The organism is Spirosoma horti (assembly GCF_054776595.1).
Genome location: NZ_BAAHBQ010000011.1, coordinates 109,750 through 129,669 on the forward strand (window position 1 = coordinate 109,750; position 19,920 = coordinate 129,669).

Sequence of the window (19,920 nt, forward strand, 5' to 3'; positions counted from 1 at the left end):
CCTGCTTCGATCTTGTCAACATGGCTGACTAAACCACTATTCATACCGCAAAGCCCGTACTGGATTCGTACGAGCCAGCCGTATGGCATGGTAGCTCGTCGTTAAGCTAGCAATTAAAAAGGCTGCACCACCAGCCAGCACAAATTCACCAGAGCCAATTGAAATATGGTAGGCAAAATCCTGTAACCATCGCTTCATCGTAAACCAGGCCAATGGACTCGCGAGGAGGATGGACAAGCCAACCAACAAGAGAAATTGCCTTGATAGCAGATAAACTAGGCTATATGACTGAGCACCCATTACTTTACGAACCCCTACTTCCTTCGTTCTCTGAGCGGTGGAAAAAGAGGACAAGCCGAATAAACCCAGGCAGGCAACAACAATCGTTAGCAGGCTAAAATAGCTGAAGATCGTGACCAGGCGTTGTTCCTGCCGGTATTGCTGGGCAAAGGTTGCATCCAGAAATGTACCCTCAAACGCATGATCCGGCAAGATCCGTTTCCACTGGTTTTCGACTAGGTTAAATCCATCCGTTAGTGCCCCAGTGGATAAACCTACGAGCACTTTTTCGGGTCCTTGCCAGGCATTGTTTTGCAAGACCATCGGCTCGATCGGCTGTTGGGGGGACTGGAAATGGAAATTTTTGACCACCCCGACCACCCGTCCGTGCCACGTTTCGGCTCCAAGGGGCCCTTGACTGATGTCCTTGCCGATGGCTGCTTCTACTTTCCATCCCATCTTCGTCACCAATGCCTCATTGACTAGCACCTCATTGACTACTTGACCTGTCTCCTTACCCCTCATCCGGGCATCGACAAAATTCCGACCGGCGATGAGGGGAATACCTAATAGAGTCAAGTAGTTTTCGTCTACGTTAATGGAGCGTTGGGGCAATGGTAGCATCTTGCCATCCTTTTCCAGATTGAATGCTGATAGGTTCATTTCCTGGCTAGGCAGGGAATGGGAACCGATTAGGGCTACACCCCGTACATACGCTAAGCCAGCAAGCGCTTCCTTGAGTGAGGCTATAGCTCCGCTGTTGACGGCTTGCTGGGGAATATCCAATATCAGCACCTGTTCCCCTTTAAAGCCCAGATTCTTATGTTGCAGATAGTGTAACTGTTTATAGACGACCAGTGTACCAATGATAATAGTGATCGAAATGGTAAACTGAAGTACAACCAGCAACTGGCTGATTTGTAATCGGGCAGATTTCCCTCCCAGCCGAAGTTTGCCCTTTAAGGCCGTTACAGGCTCAAAAGAAGCCAGGTAAAAGGCGGGATAGCTCCCGGCCAGCACGCCAACGATGACAAAAATACCACCCAGCAGGCCACCCATCGGCCAAGTCATCAGAGAGTAAAGCGAGAAATGCATCTCCGTTATTTCATTATAGACGGGCAGCAGTAGAATCACCAGTAGTATCGAGAGCACGATGGCTAGGCCGGTCAACATCAGGGACTCGCCCAGAAATTGAATCAGGACCTGGAAGCGAGCGGCTCCGATCGCTTTGCGAACGCCCACTTCCCGGCTTCGCCCGACGGATTGAGCTAGGGAAAGATTGATGTAATTGATCGAGGCAATCAGCAACAGAAACCCAGCGACCAGGGAAAAGATAATTAAGTAGGATCGATTGGCCTTAGGCGTATCAAATAGTTTAGGCTCCCCTACGTGAATATTCCTCAGGTTTTCCAAGACAAAGGCAATGTGGCTACCCCGTTTGGCAAAGTCAGCCTGAATGGGCTCGGCTACCTTGGCCAGCTTTGGGGAAAAGTCGATACCGCTGGCCGCCTGTTTAAATACTACGTAGCTAGTACACCAAGCCTGCTTCTCTAAACTCTCCGCCTTTTGCGCAATCAGTACCTGGAAAGGCATATCGGTATTGGATGGGATGTCTCGTAGTACGCCGGTGATCTGATAGGCGTTCCCCCCTGACTGGATTATTTGGCCAACGATTCCTTTTCCCTGGTTCCAGTCGTTACCAAAAAACCTTCGGGCTACCTGTTCCGTCATGACGGCCGATCCGGGACGGGCTAAGGCAGTTTTCGGGTCGCCTGTCAACATGGGATAGGTAAAGGCGGTCAAAAAGGCTGGATCATACACGGTATATACCTGATCCAGATTAAGTATGCGTGGCGCTTTATTGGTTGGCTGAGAGACCACCTTAAAGGAAACGTTGCCGGGATTGGCTTGCAGTCGAATGACCGCTTCGACTTCCGGATAGTCTGTCTTTAGCTGTTGGCCGATGAAATTAGGTGCCCAAGCCGTATGGTCTTCTTTTCCATCCACGGTTAATTGGGTCGTTAATTGGAAGATGCGGTCGGCCTTGAGGTGATAGTTGTCGTAACTCAACTCATGCTGCACATACACCATAATCAGCACACAACTGGTAACACTGACGACTAATCCCAGCAGATTAATGAATGAAGCCAGTTTCTGGCGCTTTAAACTGCGCCAGGCGCTTATGACATAATTGTTAAGCATGCCACCTGTAAAGCGGCTGAACTTGCCTCTTGGCGTTAGTAAGTTGTTGCCATTCTGAGAAGGGATCATGGTAGAGATCGGTCGTGGTTATAGGAGTATGCTTATAGATGCTCTTTTCCTATAAAATCCATAACCAGTTCTTTCTTAAATATATAGCAAGAATACGTTGAACCGCTCAATAGCTTAATAGATCACTTAAACTATCATCTCTAGAATCGCCCGAATTAATGAGCAGATCCATGAATACTTAATCGTTTAAGATGTGAGTCTACTCATGAACGTTACTGCGTCTCGCATTGAAGCGTATATTGAGATTGGCGCAAATGCTTTCTTCGGCATAACATAGCAACTACTTTTCCGTGAGATTGGCAACCCAAATCCCAGTTAAGAGTCATTGTTATTAGGTACTGCATTCCTGAATTTAAGGCATGGCTGGAGAACTGAAGGGAACCAATTCACACTTGGCTTATTCGAAAGCGTTGACCATGAGCGGTTGCGCCAGCCAATCAACTGGATTTCCTACCTCAAAACCAAGAACTTCAAATTTGCTTCATAATTGATGCCTACCCTTGCGAATACATTTTCTTGCGGATGAGCCAATTTATTCTTTGTGTCTTGCTGAGCCTGTCAACGCTGTCAGCATTCGGTCAAACAGGCCGTATAATTCGGGTGGAAGATAGTGCCACGCATGAACCCATTATTGGGGCAACCATTCGGACACCTGCCAGCGTAAAACCGGTCACTGGTGCCGTAACGGATGTAAAAGGCGTTGCCTCCATGCCGAGTACACCAGCCAGCGTCACGGCCCTAACCGTGAGTGCCGTTGGCTACGAAACCGAATCGTTTTCCCTGCCAGCGGGTAATGATACACTCGTCTTTCAACTTCATAGTCAGGATGAATCGCTGGATGAAGTAACCGTTACATCGACCCGTACTAACTCGCGCATTGAGGATTTGCCTATTAAAGTGGAAGTGCTGGGTCAGGAGGATATGGACGAAGAAAGTGCGGTCGTGCCGGGCAACGTGAGCAGTATACTGGGCGATATTTCCATCATTCACGTGCAGCGGACCTCGGCTGTTAATGGTAACCAGGCCATTCGGATGCAAGGGCTCGACCCAAAATACACCCAAATTTTGCGCGACGGGCTGCCGCTGTATGAAGGATTTTCGGGAAATCTGGGTGTTTTACAAATCCCACCGCTGGATTTAAAGCAGATCGAAGTGGTGAAAGGATCCGTCTCAACGCTCTACGGCGGAGGAGCCATTGGTGGTATGATTAATATCGTCTCGAAAAGCCCTCACTCGGAAACCCCCGAATTTACGGCCCTTTTGAACCACTCGAATCTGAAAGAGACCAACCTCAATGCCTACTACTCGCAGCGTTATGGCAAAACTGGCCTGACGCTCTTTACGGGTTATACTTACCAGAAGGCTGTCGATGTGACGAACGATGGCTTTACCGATAGCCCTGGCATTAAGCAATTTAATTTCCATCCCAAGTTCTTCTGGACCCCGACCGATCATACCAAGCTGGATATCGGTTATGCGTTCACTACCGAAAATCGTACCGGTGGATATCTACCGGCTCTTGAAGGTAAAGAACCTGGTTCCTATAAAAACGTAACCGATTTACAGCGTCATACCGTCGACTTCAACGCCAGCCACAATACCTCGGCAACCAACGCCCTAACGGTTAAAGGGGCCGTTAGTACCTTCCATCGGCAGAACACCGATTATCAGAAACTCTCCGATGGGCGTCAATCGTCGATTTATGTAGAAGCCAATGATTTAGCCCGTTTTGGTAAACACCAACTTATTATAGGCGCTAACCTGACGGTCGAAGCGTTCCGCAAGAACCCCGACAGTACCCGCCTGGTCGATTATACCTACAACACCGTTGGCGGGTTTGTACAGGACGACTGGCAGGTAGGTAACAAGGTCGCGATCCAGGCGGGACTTCGATTCGATCACCACAATACGTTCGGGAGTTTTCTATTGCCCCGCCTATCGGTAAAGCTCAAACCATCCGATCCCTGGACAGTGCGTTTGAGCGTAGGTACAGGTTACAAAACGCCAAACCTGTTTGCCAATCAGACGCCCGGTGCGTTGAATGTGAGTCTGATTTTCCCCCGCTTGCTGCCGATTGACGTGGCAAGCGTGAAGGCAGAAAAATCGGTGGGCACTAACATCGACATTGCGTATTCGAAAAGCTTCGAGAGTGGCTTTTCGGTCCAGGTCGATCAGGCGCTTTATTACACCGTTGTCAACTCGCCCGTGGTATCAGCTTTTTCCAGCCTGTCGAATAATCTGGGCGCGTACACGCAGTTGATCAATGCGCCTTACAATATCTTCAGCGTTGGCACCGATACGTATGTGCGACTCGAATACAAAGCCTATGAATTGTATGTTGGCTACAACCACACGCTGGCTCGGCGCAATAGCTCTGCCGATAATACGTACTTGCCACTGGCCCCTCAGGATAAGTTTTCGACCACGGTAGCCTGGGAAAATGACCATTTCCGGTTTGGTGTCGAAGCCAGCTACGTGGGGACCCAGTACCTTTACAACAACCAGAAAGTGCATAATTATACTTTCTTTGCCGCAGCGGCCGAATACCACTACAATGACCACTGGCGGCTGGTGCTCAACGGGGAGAATATCTTCAATGTGAAGCAAGCTAATTATGAAACGGTTGTGCTCGGCACTAACCCGACGGTACAACCCACCTTCCGGCCTATTTGGGGCCCCTTAGAAGGACGAATTGTGAACCTGGCGCTGAAGTTTACGTTATAAGCTCAACTTGACAGTATCATAAACAAGCTCCTGAAGATCATCTCTTCAGGAGCTTGTTTATTTAATGCTCGTTTGGGTGGATTGAAACACTACATATCGAACTTTTCCAACTTCCCCTTCCGATAGACATAGGCTTCATACGCATGTTTACCGATGCCAAACACTTCTTCCAATACCATGTGGTCGGCTCCCTGGCTGAGCTTTTTCACTTCAGCCTGCTTGTCTGGAGGAAGTTCACTGAAGGGAATGGTGTGTTCGAACTCGAACCCCTCATCGTATTCAAACTCCAGCGAAAACAGTTTATTCCGCCATTGGAGTTGCGTGCTCATGCCATTGGCAACGGGAGAATAGTCAATATCGATCGGCGCGTATGTTACCACCTGACCAGCCGCTTCGGTAAATAAACTTAGTCCCGAAACGACCATGGCCGTGTAGCCAACCCGCCGAAAGAGACCTTCACTCAATCGGGGTAGCAGCCATTTCATGCCATAGGACGCCAGCAGGGCCGCTACGGCGATCACAGCACCTAACGTGAGCGCTTTCCCCGTCAATAAGCCAAAGGAAGCATACAAAGCAAGCTTGACCAGATGCAGCATCACTTCATTAGCCGCCCGAGTTGCCACGATTTCCTCCTTACCCATGCCGTAGCGCAAATAGAACCGATTGAATAATAAGCCAACCGCACCGGTTAGACCCGAAACAAAACCCGCTGCCAGCCCAATCAGAGCCAGATAACCTTTTGATGATGGATGAACCACCTCCAGTTCTTTGGTCGAACGAAAAATCAAGGGCAGATTAGCCATCAGAAATAAACCCATCAACAGTTCCAGATAGAGCGGATTGATATAAGTAAGCAGCTTTGCGCCAATCCAGACGGCGGGTAAGGCAGGGGGCACAAACCAAACCACCACATCCCAGCGAATACGCGGCCAGAAGGCAATGATGCGGGAAATGGAACTGGAAACCGTACCGATGGACAGTGCCGCCGGAACTTGTGCGCCGGGTATGAGAGACCCTAATAGGGGTAACAGCAACAGACCGGCCCCGCCCCCACAAACTGCACTCAGTGAAAAGGCCAATAGGGCACAGCCAAATAAGAGCAAACCGGATAAAAACATAAACATGCTGATTAATGAGAAATCCAGTGGTTAGGCTACGTTGGCTTTATGAGTTGTTCGCTGCCATTCGGTGAGCACAATACCCACAATCAGCCAACAAGCACCCAGTAAATAGCCGCCCAACACATCGCTCAAAAAATGAACCCCCAGATAAATTCGACTAAAGCCCACCAACCCGATTAACCCGACGGCACTGAAACCCACCAGCCACCGGTGCCGAATCCGACGACGGCCCCGAACCAGCCAGTACCCCAGTAATCCATACAGAGTCATGGCCGTGGCCGAATGACCACTGGGAAATGAGTAGCCCGTTTCAGCATAATAAGCAACCTGAGCAGGGCGCTGCCGAATAAAGGTTCGTTTCCCGACCTGAACAAACATCCCGACGCCTGCCATCAAGCTCCACAGGATTACGATGTTGCGCATCTTTCTTTGACGATATAGAACATATGACCCGAGTAAAGTCAAACCTATGGTTACGTAGGCAGATCCCAGCCAGGTTAGTGCATAGAGCAACTGGCTGATCGACGAACTACGCTGCTGAAAGAGCCACTGGGTGAATCCGTGATCAACACGAACCATTGGCTCAGCATTGACCAGATTTTCGGCAATTTCGGAAAGCATCATCACGTTGACGATCAGTAATCCGGCCAGCACGGTCAGGGGTAGACCTCGAAAATGGTCGGTCGATAAACGTTCGGCCAGCCAGCGAACAAGAACTGGATATCGAGTAGCCAATCGGCCAAAGCGTTGGTGAATATGGTGTTGAAATTGGTTTGTCGTCATTCGGTATGCGTTCACTCAAGAGCCATGATAATGCGTACAAACTAATCATGGCATTCTAAAGAAACTTTGAAGCGTAATCCGATTCTGATTCGTGGCAGCGATTTACGAATACGTTTTTTTCAAACGTCCATGCACTCACCGTAACTGACGAAGACAAAAAAACCTGACCATTCGTTAGATTGATGTAAACGGTAATTACCCGATTCCTGTAAAGTAATCAAGTAAGTCAACCCGGAGAAGTTTGTATCGTGATTTAAGCGACTTTTCTAGGCCAGGCATTTCTTCATGTAGCGTCCTTAGACTCGTGGTTTATAAAATAAGCACCAGCGTGCCACCAATAATCAATAGTGCTCCCAGAGCAGCCTTCCAGGTCAGCACTTCGCCTAGAAACACAACCGACAGAATTAGGGCGATGGCCACGCTGAGTTTATCGACCGGTGCCACCTGCGAAACCTTGCCAAGCTGCAGGGCCTTGAAATAGAAAATCCAGGAGAACCCAGTGGCTACACCCGACAAAATCAGAAACAGCCAATTCTGGCGACTAAGCGCGGGTAATGTATCAAGACCGCCCCGCCAGAATACGAGTCCCCAGGCCACAACCAAAATGACGACGGTTCGAATGGCCGTTGCTAGATCGGTATTTACTCCTTTGATACCTATTTTAGCTAATATGGCTGTCAAAGCAGCAAAAAGGGCTGAGAGTAATGCGTAAATCCACCACATTGGTTAAACTAGTTTAGACAGACAGAAGGCAGTTAGTAGCTACCCTGCATCTGGCAGGGTAGCTAGCCGCTATTACTTGTAAAGCACATTGGCGATCTATTTTGCTGTTTAAATACTGCCACATGTACCCCCTAAGTGCTTTTAGAGGGGCCTCTGACAAAAGATACCCTATACTTACTACTTAGCTGCGTATTCCAGCACCATAAACGTTCCCGGCTTCACTGCGGGACGGGGCTTCGGAATTTCAGTCGTAGGGGCTGGGGCAGGGCCGTACTCAGCGGTTGTGACAAAAATATGATGAGATGTAGGATCGATAGTAACCGTTCGGGCACCCCGTTGAGTCGTTACGGTTTGAACCGCGTCAAATTGTCCCGGTTTTACTTCCTTTATGATTGTTAATGTGCCTTCCCCGTTGGAGCTGATGGCCGAGCCGGTTGAGGAGTCAAATACGGCTCCATCGGTTCCGCTTCCCGTTGGGACTTCCGCCAGCACCTTACCCGTTTGCGAATCCATGACCAACATGACCTTATTGCAGGTGCTGAACAACCGGTGATGCGGTTTATCAAACGCCAGGCCGGTGGGTTCCTCCCCCTTCCCTAATTTCCAGCGATGTTTCACCGCCAGCGACTTGGCCTCAAAAACAGCTACCTCATTTTTATCTTCTAGGTTCACGAAAATCAGGCCGTGGTCATCGCTAACGGCAGCTTCGGGTGCTCCGCCTAACTCCACCGTTCCGGCAATGTTACCCGTAGTGGCATCCAGCACGGTTGCGCTATTGCCTTCCTTGTTAAAGATAAAGACCCGCTTGGAAAAAGCGTCGTACATAATCGCGTCCGGCTTTTTGCCCGTCGGGATTTCCTTTATAACTTTAAAGGTCTTCGCGTTAAACATCGTCGCCGTGTTCGGGCGGCCATTCGTCGTGTAACCGATAGAGGTACCCGGCACAACAGCGATACCGTGAACACCTGGTGTTGGGGTGATAACCCCCAATTTTTCGTGGCTTTTCAGGTCGAGTACGTCCACCTGTGTACCGTGCGAAATGTAGAGCCGACTACCCTCAGCATCGGCTAGCAGATAATCCCAGCCCCCTTCGCCCCCAATGATGGTTTTCTTGACGAGCTGATAATTCGCCGACTGGGCGAAGAGAGAGCCTGTTAGCGACAGGCATACGACAGAAATCCATAATGCGTTCATTGAGATAGGGTTGGTTTTAATGAGGGGTGGTTCTTTGTCGACCCAGTTTACGTGTCAACCACGGATAGACCTGGTAGGCAATTTCAGTAGAAAGTAGCCCAATACCTGCCCCAACCAGTACATCCGATAGCCAGTGTTTGTCATTGGTCATTCGCAAAATGCCTGTCGAAGTGGCCATCGCATAGCCGCCAAGGGGAATCCAGGGACTTACGCTACTAAACTCCCGATCCAGCAAACTTGCTCCGGTAAAAGCATTAGCGGTATGTCCCGATGGAAAGGAGAGGTAATTGGACCCATCAGGTCGGAGTTCATTGGTGGTATGTTTCAGTACCAGTATAGCACCCGTACTGATCCCATAGGCAAGCACACCAATAAGCGCCCGGTCAAGGGGTTTCGACCGACCGTTCACGCCCGCCAGACTCAAGCCGGCCCAGGCCACGGCTGGCCCATACTGTAGAAAATCATCCGCATGGGTACGAAAATGAATTTTATCCTGGATTTCACTTCGGACGTAAAAGCGGTCGAAATGGCTGTTTGGATAGTCTGGTGATAGGGCTAACCCAATGGGAATCAGCACGGCCGGAGCTACCCATCGGAAGGTAGCGGGACGCGTTGGAATCGTATCCCAGGATGCTCGTTGGAAAACCATATTTGCCGGTTGTCCAAGGGTGGCGCCAAGGGGAAATAAAAAAAGCCAACTGAGCAGTACCCAGGAGTAAAGTGGAGAATTGAATCGCCAGTTCCGTTTTGTCATTGGTTATTCGTTAGTCACTACGCGCTGGGAGCAGCAAGGGTAGGGTGGTTAGGGAAATATATAGAGATATGGTAGGAAAGAGTAGCGTAAAGGAAGGGTGGAAACCTAAAGAGAATCTGTAGTTGAAGTGCCAATATCTCCAGGTGAAAGACTAACTTCAAAATGTATTCAGTTTTCGTGGCTACTTTGACGAAGTAAGCCAACCGCGTGACCATGAAAATTTTGCTGATCGAGGATGAACCCTCGCTACTGGTGGCCCTGCAACAGTATCTGGAAGGTGAACAGTATCAGGTATCGACGGCGACTAATCTCCGAACAGCTTCGTTGAAGGTGCATGATTATGACTATGATTGTGTCGTGGTGGACATCACTCTGCCGGACGGAAACGGGCTGGCCATTGTGAACGAATTAAAGGAAGCTCATTCGTCGGCGGGTATTATCATCGTATCGGCTAAAAACTCGCTGGATGATAAGCTCTCCGGATTGGAGTTAGGCGCTGATGATTACCTGACAAAACCGTTTCACTTACCCGAACTGAACGCTCGTATCCGGTCGCTAATGCGACGACGTCAGCATGCGGGTGAGACGCAACTCACGTGTGGGGCCATTACGATTGTTCCTCATCGCAAACAGGTTCTGGTAGCCAACCAGCCAATGGACGTAACGGGTAAAGAGTATGAATTGCTTCTGTTTATGGCCACCAACAAAAACCGACTCTTATCCAAAGCCGTCATTGTTGAACATGTGTGGGGCGACTACATGGATGGAATTGACTCGCACGACTTTCTGTATACCCATGTGCGGAACTTGCGCCGAAAATTGCTGGATGCGGGCAGTCCGGATTACATCACCACGCGGTACGGGGCCGGGTATATTTTTACGGTAGGCGAATGAAATTACTTCACAAGACGACGCTCTACCTGCTCCTGGCGGCCCTCCCCATTGCACTGGGGGGTGTTTTTCTATTGAATGCGTATATCCACCGGCATATGTTGTATGAAATCGACGAGTTACTGGCCAGTGAACTCGTCCAGGTAAAAGCACGGCTTCGCCAGCACCCGCCCCAGGCCACCAACGTGCCGTACTGGGATCCAACCATACGGATTACCCGGATTACCCCCCTTCGTCCAGTATCCCCCGTTTACATGGACACCATAGCCTTCGACCCCGTCGAAAAAGAACAGGTTCCGGTTCGTATGCTTCGCGCTGGGTATTCCATTGGTGGTCAGCAATACACGATAAGCCTTATGCAATCCTACCTGGAGTTTGACGAAATCGCCAGTGCGGTATCTGTAGGGGTCATTGTTTGTTTTCTGTTCGTTGTGACACTGCTGGTGCTGGCCGATGTTGTGGTGACCCGGCGGATCTGGCAGCCCTTTTACGGGATCATTCATCACTTGGAGCAGTTTCGGGTCGATGGCCCGAATGAAGTAGCCTTTCCCGTCAGTGATGTAGCGGAATTTAAATTGCTCAGTCAGTCACTCGATGAAATGAGTCGCCGTACTCGCCAACAATACGCCCAGCAAAAGCAATTTACCGATAATGCCTCGCACGAAATGCAGACACCCTTAAGTGTGCTATCGGTCGAATTAGATCTACTGCAACAGTCGGAAGGGTTAAACGAAGCCGACCTGGATCGGATTCACCGGTCACAGCAGGAGATAAAACGGCTCTCCGCCATGAATCAATCTTTGCTGTTGCTGGCCAAGATAGATAATCATCAGTTTGCCCAACAGGATTCGGTGAATATTGGGGAACTGGTCAATCAACTTCTGGATAACTATTTAGATTATGTGGCCCACAAAGGCATAACAGTTAACCGGTTGATTGAAAAAGGCCCAACCCGACCTATGAGCCGGCAGCTAGCCGATGTATTATTTTTAAATCTGATCAAAAACGCCGTCCGCCATGCGGACTCAGGCAGTTCAATTGTCGTGCAGGTGGGCGCAACTAGTTTTAGTATTACCAATGAAGGGGATCCACTGCCGTTTCCTGAGGAGCAACTGTTTCGGCGGTTTGTCCGCAATCAGGCGCTGCTTCAGTCCACTGGTCTGGGCTTAGCCTTAGTGAAGGAAATTGCCGACCAGTATGGCATGAGGGTGACCTATACTTATGTTTCATCGATGCGTCGGCACCTGTTTCAGGTTGATTTTTGAGGCAGGTCTATCACCGTCTACAACTTCAACATTACTTTAGATTTAATGGCTACGTTTGAGTTGGAAACTAAACCTATGTGTAACCATGAACAAGACCTTATTCAGGCGTATCCTGGTGTTAATGGCGTTAGCCAATACAGTGCCGATGGCGGTGGCTCATTCGGTAGAAAATTCCTATACAACCGTAATACGAGCTGGCATTGATGTGCCAGCGGCTGCTAAGGCCACCGTGTCCAAGCGCTATCCGGATGTAAAACAGGTGAAATGGGAGAAAGAGGATAGGAATTATGAAGCAGGTCTAACCCACAATGGAAAGAAATTGTCACTAATTATCGATGCCAAGGGTAATATACTCGAAACGGAAACGACTATTGCCGAATCGGCACTACCAGCCTCCGTGCGAGAGTATGTAGCCAAACACCATACCGGTAAGAAAATTAAAGAAGCGGCCGAAATCGTCGATGCCAAAGGTAAGAAAACTTACGAAGCCGAAGTCGGTGGTAAAGACCTGTTGTTTGATACCAATGGTCAGTTTATCAAGTAAATTAGGTAGTTGACCTAAGTCGCGGCCTGCTTGTGAGTGTAAAATAAGCGGCCGCGACTTTGTCTTTAGCTAGTCATTATAGCCATTCACCCCATTATAAAAGGCATTCCGTCTATTTAGTTTCTCTTCATTAAGAGCTAGTGGCAAGTTTGTGCTATCTGGCAAGGTACAATTTTTTCAATCTCACGTTATGTGGCTTAAAACTACAGGGCTTCTTTTTATAGTAACGATGGAAATTACGTTGGCCCAAACGCCAACCGGAATTCCCACGCAACCCGTTCCAACTCAATCGAGCCAACCCGCTGCTACGCCAGTAGGAGAAACGGCATCAAAAGGCAACGCAAAAATTTCGGGTTATGTCGTCGACTCTACGCTGACCAAAGCAGTTGAATATGCCAACATCGCCGTCTACAATACAGCTACCGATAAACTGGTCGACGGCACGGTCGCCGATGATAAAGGTAAATTTACGCTCACTAAAGTAGCGCCCGGTACCTACAAACTGCTGATCTCCTTTTTAGGCTATAACGTCAAACCGATTGAAAACGTAGTAATTACCAAAGGTCAGATCAAGGATATGGGTGTTATTAGGCTTAGTGCCAGTACGCGTACCCTGGGTGAGGTAACCGTCGCGGGAAAAAAAGCCCTGGTGGAAGACAAAGTGGATCGGCTCATCTACAATGCCGATAATGATGTGGCGGCTAAGGGGGGCGATGCCCTGGATATTTTGCGGAAAGTGCCCATGCTCGCCGTCGATCCGACGGGTAATGTCTCCTTGCAGGGCAGTAGCAGCGTGCGGGTGCTGATTAACAATAAACCCTCCTCTATTCTGGCGGGGAATCTGGCCGATGCGCTCCGGCAAATTCCGGCGGATTTGATTAAAACGGTCGAGGTCATCACCTCCCCTTCGGCGAAATACGATGCCGAAGGAAGTGGGGGGATTATTAATATCATTACCAAGAAAAATACGCTTCAGGGGCTGCACCTCGACGTGGACGGGGGAACGGGTAACCGCAATTCGACGCTGGGATTGAATGGCAGTTTCCGAAAAGGAAAACTGGGCCTTAATCTCAACGGCAATGGTCGAATCATTTATAACCCGTCCGCATCTGACCTGAATCAAACAACCTTCTTAGCCTCCGGGGCTACTCCGGTTCAGACCCGTCAGCGAATCGATGCCTTCGACAAAGGCACCTTTGCCCAGTATGCGTTAGGCATGGATTATGATCTGGCAAAAAATCAATCGCTAACGGCCGGGGTCCGGTTGGGGATTCGTAATTTAAGCCAAGATCAGCACCAGTTAACGAACACGCTTTCCAGCGAACGCGTTGCTGCTCCGACCAAACGGGATGTTAACACGCAGAATCTATCCAATTCGATTGACGTGAATATTGATTACCTGCATACCTACGAGGGCTCTTCGAAAGAGTTCAGCTTTTCAACCCAGTATAGCCGGAGTGCTTTGACCAACAACTTCGAGGCCAACAACCTGGATACCCTCGGGCTCATCCGCACCCGGCAACAAAACCTGAACGATGCCACCAACCAGGAATTTATTCTTCAGGCCGATTACCAAACCCCGGTTAGTAAAGTGCTCCAGCTGGAGGTGGGGGGCAAAAATACGCTTCGCCGGGTAACCAGTGAGTACAACTACCTGCTGGCGGGGCCGACAACCGACTTTGTCGTTGATCCCGGTCGCCCGTCGGGTTTGCTCAACTACGACCAGAATATCGCCGCTGCGTACGTGGCCACCACGTTTACACTGCCCGGTGGGATCGTCCTGAAGCCGGGTCTACGCTATGAATACACCAGCATTCAGGCCCAGACTGGAGGGTCCCAGACCGGAGGGTCCCAGACTGGAGGGTCCCAGACTGGAGGGAGCACGGGCGTACCAATGTCTATCTTGATTCCCGATTACGGACGCTTACTACCCAGCATCAATGTGGGTAAAAAGGTGGGGGAAAGCAGCAGTCTAAAATTTGGGTACACCCGCCGTATCCGCCGACCGTTTATTGACGATCTGAACCCCAACTTCAATACGGCTAACCCGCTCAATATCCGCGTGGGAAACCCTTATTTAAAGCCTGAAACTGTTGATCGAATTGAAATTGGTTATAGCACCCAACTCAAGAAAACATACCTGAATTTTTCGCTCTACACCCGCTTGAATACCGATGATATTCAATCGATTAGTCAGCGTTCGGATACGTTGGTGGGTGCCGTCGTGACGCGGGTGACCAACCTGGGGAAGGAATACAATTATGGCACGAATTTGTTTGCTACGATTAATTTGACGCCCCGGTGGAGCGTCAATGCTAACCTAGATATTATGTACCGCTTTATTCAGGGACTGGCTTTGGATATTAATGGGCTGTCGACCACCATCAGCAATCAGGGTTTCCGGTGGGGTGGACGGATGGATACCCAGATACAATTCGATAAAGGGTGGGTACTACAGGCCAATCTTGGTTACCGGGGTAAAGATATTGCCTTGCAGGGTTACCGAATTGGCTTCGCTCAGTATTCGCTGGGAGCCCGGAAAAGTTTTACCAATAAACGGGGTAGTATCGGGCTGGTGGCGGAGAATTTTCTAACGCAAGGGATGGGCTTTACCTCGGTGCTAAACTCCGCCCAGTTCAACCAGGACTTCCGCCAGTACATTTATAATTCCAGCGTTCGGGCCACCTTCAGTTATAAATTTGGCAGCCTGAATGGAGCCAAGGTGAAGAAAAATAAATCCCTAAGCGAAGAAAATTGAGGTTCGAACGGCTACCTACCAGGCATTTGCCCAAACGTTTATCGAAAAACGTTAGCGTATAAACTGGCGGAGGAGCAATTCACGCCATGGAACAGCCTGCCTTATTAACCCAGGATATCCTAACATTTGTCCTAAACCGGACGCTGACCAGTAATGTACTCAGAATAAATGAGGAATTTATGAGAATGTTGTATTTCATGATAGCAATCTAATAAGCAACAGGTTCCACGCTGGTGTACTGACTAATCGACCAATTCGAAGCTTCCACTGCTCACCCAAAGAATTTTGTAATCAATCTGGTAAATTACTACACGGTTGTTGTTCTGACGCAGGCGTAGAAAGTTATTTTAGTCAGATCTTTCAAAAAACAGAGCTTTTGCCGAATCTGGCCTTATTTTTGGCCTGCGCTTAGCGTCAGTGCTCGTATGCCATGAAAAAAGCGGTTCCTTTTGGTCTATTTGCCCTGCTATTCTACCATACGCTGGCGTATATGCTGGTGTGTGTTAGTAGTTGGTGCCAGGCAGAACAGGATTTATCGGAGCGGCTGCTAGTGTATCGGGCAACCGATAGTCTGATTGAATTTCAGGTCCCACTGAAGAATAAATCTGATGAGGCCCATACCATCGCTCGAACCACCCAGGAAGGGTTTAACCATCGTGGCCACTACTACGATGTTGTAAGCCTGGAAATTCGTAACGATACCCTCTTCATTGCTGGACTTGAGATTAAGCGCAAGCAACACACGTTTGGGCAGGCTGATTTGTTGGCCTTTCTCAACAACCATATCGAGGGAATGGCTGACTCACAAAAGAAAGCCACTAAACTTCTCAAACTTCTATTGACGGAATACTCGCTAACTCCGCGAGCCTTTTTTTGTTTTCTGACACTGGGTTACCACGAGACCGGCTGCTTACCAACCGGACAGCCAAGTCTACCTTCTCGGCCCTATCCGGTTCATTCGCCACCCCCTGAAGCCTAAGCCACTTTTCGGTAATAAATCAGCTCAGACTGGGTCACGCCTGACCGGGTCGATACAGTCTGTTTCTATTCAGACTCGCTGGTAAAAGTATTGCTTTTTCGTATCCATTGACGTAGCATACCGCTATGATTGATACCGCATGCTTCAAACAAAAAAAAAGCTAATCCTCCCTTACCGTAAGCTGAAGCTGATCCAGTAGGACTCATCCTGACTAAGGTAACCCATTGGTAAATGGGCTATCCGTACTGCTATTTGCAATGACGGGATAAAGACTCTTGGCGAAATCAACCAACATCAAGCATTTCTTACATTCATGAAAAAACATAGTTTACTATTGCGTATGACCATACCCAGACGGCTCGTCGTGGGGCTATTAGGCGCTGTTGCCCTCCTTCAACCCGTCTCCGTCGCTATCGGTCAAACCAAAGCCACTGACGATTCCTTACGATCTCATACCCTCAATCCTGTTACGGTGAAAGGGGCTCGCGCTATTGTCGTTGAAACGTTGCCCGAAATACATGGGACCTACCTGATGGGTGGCAAGCGCAGTGAACTCATTCGGCTCTCCGAAATTGATGCCAACATTGCCGAGAAAAATCCCCGGCAGATTTTTGCCCGCATTCCCGGCGTATTTGTCTACGACATGGACGGAACAGGTAATCAGATCAATGTGTCTACCCGTGGACTCGATCCGCACCGATCCTGGGAAAATAACATTCGCCTGAACGGGGTTATTACCAACTCCGATATGTATGGCTACCCGGCCAGTCACTATTCGCCCCCCATGGAAAGCATGGAGCGTATTGAATTTGTGCGGGGCATGGGCTCGCTTCAGTATGGCGCACAATTCGGAGGAATGCTCAATTATATCACCAAAAAAGCGGATACGACACGCCGTTTTGGCTTCGAGACAATTAACTCGGTGGGGTCATATGGGCTGCGGAGCACCTACAATGCGATTGGTGGCCGGATTGGCAAATGGACCTACTACGCGTACTACTATCGACGGCATTCGGATGGCTATCGCCAGAATAGTAACTCAGATTCACAGGCTCAGTTTGGTTCGTTGCAGTTTCAGGCCTCGAAATGGGTGAGCCTAACGGCAGAACTGGGTCGCTCGACGTACACTTATCACATTCCGGGTCCACTCACCGATGCGATGTTTGCCCAAGATCCGCGCCAATCGACCCGGAGCCGTAACTATTTCAACCCTGACATTTATATTCCATCGTTGAAATTGAACTGGAAAATCTCCGACCGGACCAGCGTACTGTGGACAAATTCAGCCGTGTTGGGTGCTCGAAACAGCGTTCAACTAGATGCGTTTGCGACCGTTCCTGATACCATCAACCGGGCAACAGGTCTATACAGAGCCCGACAGGTAGATATCGATAACTTCAACAGTTACACCACAGAGGCTCGGCTATTGCATCGGTATACGTTAGGAAGCATTAGGGGCGCATTAGCGGCTGGTGTTCAACTCATGAGCACTGATCTGCACCGTCGGCAACTTGGCGTGGGCACAACGGGTAGTGATTTTGATTTGACCCTGACGGCTCCCTTCAAACGGGATTTGCACTTTCGGACAAAGAACTTCGCCGCTTTTGCCGAAAATCATTTCTATCTAACCAACCGTCTGACGTTGTCACCGGGTATTCGGGTTGAACGTGGTACGACCGAGATGCGTGGTACGATCTCCTACTATGATAATGCCAACCTGCCTCGGGATATCAGCCACCATTTTGCCTTGTTGGGAATCAATGGCCAGTACAAACTATCGAATGAGGTGAAACTCTACGGCGGCTGGGCGCAAGCGTATCGTCCTGTTGTGTTTAAAGATATTATTCCAGCCTCGGTGTATGAACGTGTCGACAACCATTTGAAAGATGCCTATGGCTACAATGCTGAGATTGGCCTGGAAGGGCGCTGGCCGGGCATCCATGTAAATGTGACCCTCTTTGATCTGCTGTATCGCAATCGATTGGGCACAGTACTACTGACCAATCCGGATGGAGATGGGGTTAATTACGTTCTTCGGACCAATATCGGCGATAGCCGGAGCACAGGGGTTGAAGCGTTGCTGGAAACCCAGCTATTTCGTTCCGAAAAACTGCTGATCAGTGGGTTTACCTCAACAGCCTTTAACAACGCTCGTTATATCGCTGGTCGCGTTTCGACAGGAACGGAAAACCGGAACGTGACGGGTAATCAGGTGGAGTCGGCTCCACGCTGGACGTCTCGTAATGGTCTGACAGCTCGATATGGAGCGGCTAGTTTGACCCTCCAGTACAGCTATGTAGCCCAAACGTTTTCCGATGCATTGAATACCGCTGTTCCTTCAGCCAATGGGGCGGTTGGTCCGGTACCTGCCTATAGCCTGGTGGATCTGAATGGCACCTGGCGCATCAAACGGCTGCTAACCCTTCGTGGTAGCATCAATAACCTGCTCAATCAGCAGTATTTCACTAAGCGCCCTACATTCTATCCAGGCCCTGGTGTGTGGCCATCGGATGGTCGGAGTGCTCAACTCACCGTTGGGCTTACTCTCTAATGGAACGTAGAGTCAGCCTCATTTAGGTAGACTAGCTGACATGAGTTACATTCATGAACTACACCAACAAGCCAGCCCATTCGTGGTTGGCTTGTTGGTTTTCGTTTAAGGGGTACTTCCTTTACTTTAGATCAATCTTTACCCGCTTATAGAGAAACACCGTGTCAATTTGGGGATTACCCGATGCTGGTAGAAACGAGACTCTGAGATCAAGTTTTCCCCTCAGCGATCGTTCCTGTAGACCGTGGTCAGCCGCCCAGTTCCGAAGCTCCTGGCCCGAAAAATGGCCAATTTGGGCCGCCAGTGTCTTTTCTCCGTATTTGGGCATTCCAGGGTACGACAGGGCGAAATCAGTCGTTTGAAGAGTCCCTCTGTCGGAATAAATGGGAGGTGGAACACGGGCAGAATCAGCCAACATGAACAGGTACGAGCCAGTGGCCGCAACCGGCTTATTCGCGGTATCGGCTAACACCAGATAGATCAAAAGTGAATCCGGGCTTGGTTTATAGATCGCAACGTCTTTGATCTGAGAGACTAGGTTTTGAGGCTGCTGCTTTTTTTTGCAGGCGTAAAAAAGGAGACTAGCCAGCAGGAAAAGAGAGACGTATCGCATGAGGGGTTAAACATTGGGACTAGCAAAAATAAGCGTTCGAACATCACTATGAAGACTAGCCTCAAATACTACGCTACCATAGCATCCGGCCCGACTCACCCTCAATACCGAGTCTGCCTATCAATCAAGGGGGATTCCCAATGAACGGACTTTTTAGTTGCGACAATTAGATTGTTATTTCAGGTAGAGGAGCGTTTTATACGAATTACCACGTCTGTTTGTCCTCTTTCGTTTGACTACGTATGCCCAAAAAATTTAAATCTAAGAAAGAGATATTTATTAGTACATTTTATATATTAATACAAATAAATTTTTGCACTTTCTGGGGTAATATTAAAAAGACATTAATCTTATTTGGAATAAATATAAATAATGAATTAGCTTTGTCGGACTGTTTATACAGTCTACCATGTAGCTGCAACTACATCGAAAAGAATTGATCAGTCTTCACGTAAGCATTTAAGCAACTT

14 protein-coding genes are annotated in these 19,920 nt (G+C 49.1%); 7 read left to right on the plus strand and 7 right to left on the minus strand.

Features of this window, described 5'->3' with window-relative positions; genetic code table 11:
• Nucleotides 1–36: 36 nt before the first annotated feature.
• Nucleotides 37–2,550 (minus strand): ABC transporter permease, encoded by a 2,514-nt coding sequence (locus ACYVAM_RS28395; protein ID WP_461073463.1) that lies wholly within the window; start codon nt 2,548–2,550, stop codon nt 37–39.
• A gap of 522 nt (nt 2,551–3,072) precedes the next feature.
• Between ACYVAM_RS28395 and ACYVAM_RS28400 the strand changes: the two genes are divergently transcribed.
• Complete coding sequence (locus tag ACYVAM_RS28400; RefSeq protein WP_461073465.1) at nt 3,073–5,274, plus strand: TonB-dependent receptor; 2,202 nt, start codon at nt 3,073–3,075, stop codon at nt 5,272–5,274.
• Nucleotides 5,275–5,363: 89 nt separating this feature from the next.
• Here the strand turns inward: ACYVAM_RS28400 and ACYVAM_RS28405 are convergent, their stop codons facing one another.
• From ACYVAM_RS28405 to ACYVAM_RS28425, 5 genes are all read right to left on the minus strand, one after another.
• A complete protein-coding gene (locus ACYVAM_RS28405; protein ID WP_461073467.1) occupies nt 5,364–6,392 on the minus strand; it encodes a sulfite exporter TauE/SafE family protein in 1,029 nt (342 codons plus the stop codon).
• 30 nt (nt 6,393–6,422) lie between these two features.
• On the minus strand, nt 6,423–7,178 hold the full coding sequence (locus tag ACYVAM_RS28410; protein WP_461073469.1) for a phosphatase PAP2 family protein: 756 nt from the start codon (nt 7,176–7,178) through the stop codon (nt 6,423–6,425).
• A gap of 309 nt (nt 7,179–7,487) precedes the next feature.
• On the minus strand, nt 7,488–7,901 hold the full coding sequence (locus tag ACYVAM_RS28415; RefSeq protein WP_012931171.1) for an EamA family transporter: 414 nt from the start codon (nt 7,899–7,901) through the stop codon (nt 7,488–7,490).
• A gap of 177 nt (nt 7,902–8,078) precedes the next feature.
• Nucleotides 8,079–9,095 carry a YncE family protein gene (locus ACYVAM_RS28420; RefSeq protein ID WP_461073471.1) on the minus strand — a complete coding sequence of 339 codons (1,017 nt, stop codon included), beginning with the start codon at nt 9,093–9,095 and terminating at the stop codon, nt 8,079–8,081.
• A 16-nt stretch (nt 9,096–9,111) separates the two neighbouring features.
• Complete coding sequence (locus tag ACYVAM_RS28425; protein ID WP_461073473.1) at nt 9,112–9,849, minus strand: phosphatase PAP2 family protein; 738 nt, start codon at nt 9,847–9,849, stop codon at nt 9,112–9,114.
• A gap of 213 nt (nt 9,850–10,062) precedes the next feature.
• On the opposite strand from ACYVAM_RS28425, the gene ACYVAM_RS28430 reads away from it, so the two are divergent.
• The 6 genes from ACYVAM_RS28430 to ACYVAM_RS28455 all read left to right on the plus strand — a co-directional run bounded on the left by ACYVAM_RS28430 (nt 10,063) and on the right by ACYVAM_RS28455 (nt 18,837).
• Nucleotides 10,063–10,743: a response regulator transcription factor gene (locus tag ACYVAM_RS28430; RefSeq protein ID WP_461073475.1), complete on the plus strand. Its 681-nt coding sequence runs from the start codon at nt 10,063–10,065 to the stop codon at nt 10,741–10,743.
• On the plus strand, nt 10,740–12,005 hold the full coding sequence (locus ACYVAM_RS28435) for a sensor histidine kinase (RefSeq protein ID WP_461073477.1): 1,266 nt from the start codon (nt 10,740–10,742) through the stop codon (nt 12,003–12,005). Before ACYVAM_RS28430 ends, ACYVAM_RS28435 begins: the two co-directional genes overlap by 4 nt.
• An 85-nt stretch (nt 12,006–12,090) precedes the next feature.
• Nucleotides 12,091–12,549 (plus strand): PepSY-like domain-containing protein, encoded by a 459-nt coding sequence (locus tag ACYVAM_RS28440; protein WP_461073479.1) that lies wholly within the window; start codon nt 12,091–12,093, stop codon nt 12,547–12,549.
• Nucleotides 12,550–12,778: 229 nt separating this feature from the next.
• A complete protein-coding gene (locus ACYVAM_RS28445; RefSeq protein WP_461073481.1) occupies nt 12,779–15,307 on the plus strand; it encodes a TonB-dependent receptor in 2,529 nt (842 codons plus the stop codon).
• 430 nt (nt 15,308–15,737) lie between these two features.
• Complete coding sequence (locus tag ACYVAM_RS28450) at nt 15,738–16,286, plus strand: hypothetical protein (protein WP_461073483.1); 549 nt, start codon at nt 15,738–15,740, stop codon at nt 16,284–16,286.
• 313 nt (nt 16,287–16,599) lie between these two features.
• A complete protein-coding gene (locus ACYVAM_RS28455) occupies nt 16,600–18,837 on the plus strand; it encodes a TonB-dependent receptor family protein (protein ID WP_461073485.1) in 2,238 nt (745 codons plus the stop codon).
• 121 nt (nt 18,838–18,958) lie between these two features.
• On the opposite strand, the gene ACYVAM_RS28460 is transcribed toward ACYVAM_RS28455, so the two are convergent.
• On the minus strand, nt 18,959–19,450 hold the full coding sequence (locus tag ACYVAM_RS28460) for a hypothetical protein (RefSeq protein ID WP_461073487.1): 492 nt from the start codon (nt 19,448–19,450) through the stop codon (nt 18,959–18,961).
• Between the last annotated feature and the right edge of the window lie 470 nt (nt 19,451–19,920).